Raw genomic sequence first — 4,924 nt, forward strand, 5'->3', positions numbered from 1 at the left:
TAAGGCACCTAGGAAAACTTGACACATACCTTCTTTTGCATCCCTTGAAAAAGAGGCACTGCAAAGTACATAATAATTCCAACAAAAAAGACAAGTACCGGAATTGCAACCAAGAAAACTGCGGTTAGTGCTGGCTGTTTGTTATAAGCCATAATCCCAGCACCAATCAACATAATTGGTGATTGCAGCATCATCCGTAAAATCATAACCATAACGTTTTGAATTTGAATGACATCATTGGTTGTTCGTGTGATTAAAGATGCATCCCCAAAATGTTCGAATTCATGATTTGATAAAAAAGAAACTTTTTTAAAAAGATCTTCACGAATTTTACTACCCATTCTCTGAGATTGAGTCGCTGCAAAGTACACATTGACTGCTGCAGCGATCATACCAAGAAGTGAGATTGCCAACATTTTATAACCGGAATTCCAAATATACGAGATATTACTTTTAGCAACCCCGTTATTAATAATATCTGAAGTGATATTTGGTAACCATAAATCACATATTACTTGAACAATTAAAAATGCGGTTCCAATACCTACTGCCCACCAGGCAAGGTATTTTCGTGATAATTTAAGCATTTAACCAAGCTCCTTTTTTGATTTTAGTGCCCCATTTGCGATCCAATCTAAGGTCGTTGCAAATTCTGCCTTAGCATTAGCGATCGTTTCGGGTGAGTCTTCTTTTTGAGAACGAAAATAATGACCAATTGTATGCGCAAACACAGTGAAAAGTAATTGCTGTAAATTTTTTAACTCTTCATCATTTTCAATCCGCAATTTGGTTCGGTCAACAGATGTAGCAATTTTGTCTTCGATCGCCAACACCGCTTTAAAAAAGGGATGTTTGTGGTGATTTTTCCCAAAGTGCTTAGAGTTTTGACCATGCTGAAAATCATTTGTGCCAACATTTTTAAAAATATCGGCATTCGGTCCTTCAGTAATTTCTTCCACCGCAAAATTAAAGAAAAGCGTCATCGCTGCAAACAAGTCCCCATGTGTTTTCTTTAACATGTCAAAAAAATGTTGTTCAATATCCGTAACTATGTTTCCCAAAAAATAGTAATAAAGATCTTCTTTGTTTTCAAAGTACTGATAGAAGCTCCCCCGCGGAATCTCCGCATCTTTGACAATTGCACTGACTGATACATCCTCAAGCGGTGCTCGTGAAAATTCATGTTGTGCAGCTTGCATCAATCGAGCTTTTTTCTCCTCGTTTAGATTGAAATACGTTGCTTTTGGCATCTTTTCCTCCTCAAAATGACACACTGTCATAATTGATGATTATACGCTTAATCCATGCTTTTGCAATACAAAATTGTAGACTTTTTTTCTCATATTTTCAGTTAACAATCTTCTAAATTATTTATCAACAATCAAATTAAAAAACGCCGCTAAATACTTTAGCAGCGTTTTTTTAAAATGTATAAATAAATTTACCCAACGGATACTCGTTCCGTTGATTCTATCTTTCCTTCGACAATGTGCAGCTGAACATCCGCCAGCTTTTTCATATCTTCAGCCACGTGTGTTGCGACCACGATTAATTTTCCTTCATCTCTCAGCTTACGTAAAAGTTTGATGCATTTGCTAACACTATCAGTGTCTAACCCATTTGTTGGCTCATCTAAAAGAATGATTTTTTGATCTTCAAAAACTGCTTGGGCAATATTTAATTTCTGCCTCATTCCTAACGAAAAATCTTTCACAACTGGTTCATGAATGTTTGCTTCTAATCCAACTGCCTTTAAAGTATTTTCAATATCCGCATCATTTGCTACATGCTGAATTTTACCTAAAATTTTTAAGTTCTCAAAAGCTGAATATTGTGGTAACAGGCTCATATTTTCGATAAGAATACCCGTTTCTGGTGAGAAATCAATATCCTTATGCAAAATTTTATCGTTTACCAGTACCTCACCATTAGTCGCATGGATAAGACCAGCCATTGCTCTTAATAACATCGTTTTACCTGATCCATTAATTCCGTATAATCCATATATTGCCCCATCATTAAAAGTATAGCTAACATCGGTTAACACGGAACGTTTTTTTAAAGTTTTAGAGAAATGACGTAATTCAATTTTCATTTTAATCCCTCCGTAACCAATCAATTTGTCTAAGTCGTCCATAAATTAGCCCCTCAACGAGCATAAAAAGAACCAGTAGTATTACATACCACACTAGTAAATTTACATGAAGAATACTTAATCGTTGTTGACATATAAACTGTGGCCAGGCCAAGATTTGAAAAATCACTGATCCACCATTTACAAACAAGCTCTCGCCAACCATTAAAAAAAGACCCGCATAAACAAGTACAAGAAAATATCCCACTCGATCTGAAAAATATAGATTAAATAAGAATTGAGTTAACATATACAAGTTACAGATTAAAAAGTTAGTCAATAACATCGATAAAAGCGAAAAAGAAATCGACGAAGAAGCATGAAATAACTCTGAAAAAACAAAAAATAGTATTATAAACATAATGTGAAACAAAACATTAAGTTTAAAGATAGTTTCATTCAAATTCTTAAAAGCATGACTAATTTTTTTGTAACGAATAAGCTGCAAAATTAACCAGTCAGAAAACCAAGATTGGAGAAGTGCAAAATTCAATGTAGCAATGGTAAAAAAGAAAAAGATAAATACCAGAGTTTGCATAGTGTTGGCACCGAAATCAACACCACGAAAAAGATTTTGGATGGTAAATTTACCAAATAAATAATTCTTAGCGAGTATTAGATAGAAAAGTAACAGGCCAATGCTTAAAAATGCCAATTTATTTTGCGATTTCAAGTAAATCTTCCTTCCTCAGCCTTTGAATATTCCAAATGGCTAATAATGCAATAATAATCACGATCTGTAACAAAGCTGTTAGAATTGTAAACCAGTCAAAATGTCCTTTCCATAGCCAATCAATTGTATTCATACTAGAAATAGGATGCGTATATTCAAAAGTTCGGCAAAATTTAAGAGTAATGACATTAATGAACGGAACAATAAAAATTGTTACCAAAGCATTTTTAGAATACTGCATAACTAAAAATAATAATGAACCTTGGATTATATAGTAACCCCAAAAAACTAAATAGCGTATACCCAACGCCAACAGTATTACGGGGTCAAATAAAAGCGAATGTTGAACTCTAATAAACAGCATAACCAGGTCCACACCTTCAAAAACAATCGTAAAAATCATTGCTTGGATACAAACAGATTTAATAAAGCGCCAATAATACTTTTGCGTATCGGAACGTATTAATTCACTCATATAAATGTTCAAATAACTTTTTAAAATAATTGTAGCAAAAATAAGCGAAAAAATGGTGGCCTGTCCCACATCATAATGATAATTTGCAACAGTATCTTCAATCGTATGAAAGCTTTGAAAACTCGTTATAATATTTGGTGCGAACCTATTTAACGACACCCAATAAGCTGCTAAAAATATAATTAGAAACAAATAGATAATCACTAATTTTTTTTTACTCTCAAAGAACATCTGCCTTCACCTGCCTAAAGTACCCAATCCCAATTACTATCAAACTAGAAGATAAATAAATAATTATAGCCGGAATAATGAACCTCAATCCATATTCAATAAAAGGTTGCATAAAGTAAGTGGAACTGTATGGTGACATGATTTGTACAATCCATAAAAGAAAAGCAAAAGGATAAGCAATGTAATAATTGGGGAACATGAACACAATGGCTTGTGTGACCATACCGAAAATGGCAACCGTTATTGTAAAAATAAAAATATAGATTACCATAGTGCCATATGGATGTTTCATTTGAAATACTAATAATTGGAAAGATTTAACAGCCTTAAGTTGTTGCAACTCATCCTCCATGCCAGAAAAATCTTTTCCACCATGCCAAACAAGTAGCGCTATAACGAAATTAAGCAATAAAGAAATAAATACTAGTAAGCCAGGAATAATGGCTGATAAAGCTAGTTTAGTTTGATAAACTTTTTTTCGGCTCTCTCTAATCAAAGTAGCATTTTGGTAACCATTTTTTATTTCTGACACGTGTTGATCCGTATATAAGTTTAATAAAATTACAGGTAGCAGCCAAATAAGAATCATCTGTCCGTAGTGTCCAATAGAATTACCGGCCAAAAAGCTTGCCATTGCTGGATTTGTTATATACGATGCAGTATCAAATCCTACCTCGAATTGATTTTTAAGTTGAATTAATAAATCCATTTCAGGAACAAGTATGATTAGGATAGCAAAGAAAATAAACCGTCGATTTTTTAAAAGTTTACTAATTTCAAATCTTAACATCAGAATTCCCCCTACCAATAAGAGTAATGGCCATCTACATAAATTAACATTAGATGACCACCATAGAACTTAGCTATTGAATTTTTCCGGTTTCTTCATCCCAATATCCCGAAACGTTATACTCATTACCTGAAATATTATTATTTTGAGCCGTTAACATCACAGTTTCCTTTCCAGGGAAAGATGCATTGACTCGCCTGTATGACGCAGCATTTCCGGCTGTCTTATTGACACTTGGGCTAACATTTGCTCCGCCTGATTTCTCTAGCCAGAATGTTGAAATGGTATGAGCGCCTTCACCAGATGTCTCTAATTTGACCTTCCAATTATTTTTATAATTAGTTGTTTGCCTGTACCAACCTGCCGAATGACTGTTTTGTTGGAAACCATAAACACGCATACTATAATTATGTTCATCATTACCAGCCAAAGCTGAAGTAGTAATAAAACCAAAACTTAAACATGCAATAAACAAGGCAGACATAATCTTTTTCGTTTTCATAATAAATCTTTCCTTAAATTTCTTGTATGCAACTGCATTTTTACTACGTCACTTCAAAAATAGTCTTTATTTTCTTTCATAGGCAGCTCTCCTCGTATTATATATTTTGAAACTTTGTT

At 33.7% G+C, this 4,924-nt stretch carries 6 protein-coding genes and 1 pseudogene; all 7 read right to left on the reverse strand.

The annotated features are described in order from the left end of the window. Nucleotides 1-26 precede the first annotated feature (26 nt). Nucleotides 27-587: pseudogene (locus IV84_RS09515) on the reverse strand (ABC transporter permease); the annotation flags it as partial. Further along, a complete protein-coding gene (locus tag IV84_RS09520) occupies nucleotides 588-1,250 on the reverse strand; it encodes a TetR/AcrR family transcriptional regulator (protein WP_046870796.1) in 663 nt (220 codons plus the stop codon). It lies immediately after the preceding pseudogene. A gap of 191 nt (nucleotides 1,251-1,441) precedes the next feature. After that, nucleotides 1,442-2,095: an ATP-binding cassette domain-containing protein gene (locus tag IV84_RS09525; RefSeq protein WP_046870797.1), complete on the reverse strand. Its 654-nt coding sequence runs from the start codon at nucleotides 2,093-2,095 to the stop codon at nucleotides 1,442-1,444. Nucleotide 2,096: 1 nt separating this feature from the next. Next, a complete protein-coding gene (locus IV84_RS09530) occupies nucleotides 2,097-2,807 on the reverse strand; it encodes a hypothetical protein (RefSeq protein ID WP_046870798.1) in 711 nt (236 codons plus the stop codon). Beyond that, on the reverse strand, nucleotides 2,791-3,441 hold the full coding sequence (locus IV84_RS09535; protein ID WP_062903793.1) for a hypothetical protein: 651 nt from the start codon (nucleotides 3,439-3,441) through the stop codon (nucleotides 2,791-2,793). The genes IV84_RS09530 and IV84_RS09535 overlap by 17 nt, the downstream gene beginning before the upstream one ends. Nucleotides 3,442-3,502: 61 nt before the next feature. Continuing rightward, on the reverse strand, nucleotides 3,503-4,303 hold the full coding sequence (locus IV84_RS09540; protein WP_046870800.1) for a hypothetical protein: 801 nt from the start codon (nucleotides 4,301-4,303) through the stop codon (nucleotides 3,503-3,505). Between the two features lie 73 nt (nucleotides 4,304-4,376). Beyond that, nucleotides 4,377-4,805: a DUF2712 domain-containing protein gene (locus IV84_RS09545; protein WP_052694459.1), complete on the reverse strand. Its 429-nt coding sequence runs from the start codon at nucleotides 4,803-4,805 to the stop codon at nucleotides 4,377-4,379. Between the last annotated feature and the right edge of the window lie 119 nt (nucleotides 4,806-4,924).

Origin of the sequence: Pediococcus damnosus, assembly GCF_001437255.1 — a bacterium.
GTDB classification, from domain to species: Bacteria; Bacillota; Bacilli; order Lactobacillales; family Lactobacillaceae; genus Pediococcus; species Pediococcus damnosus.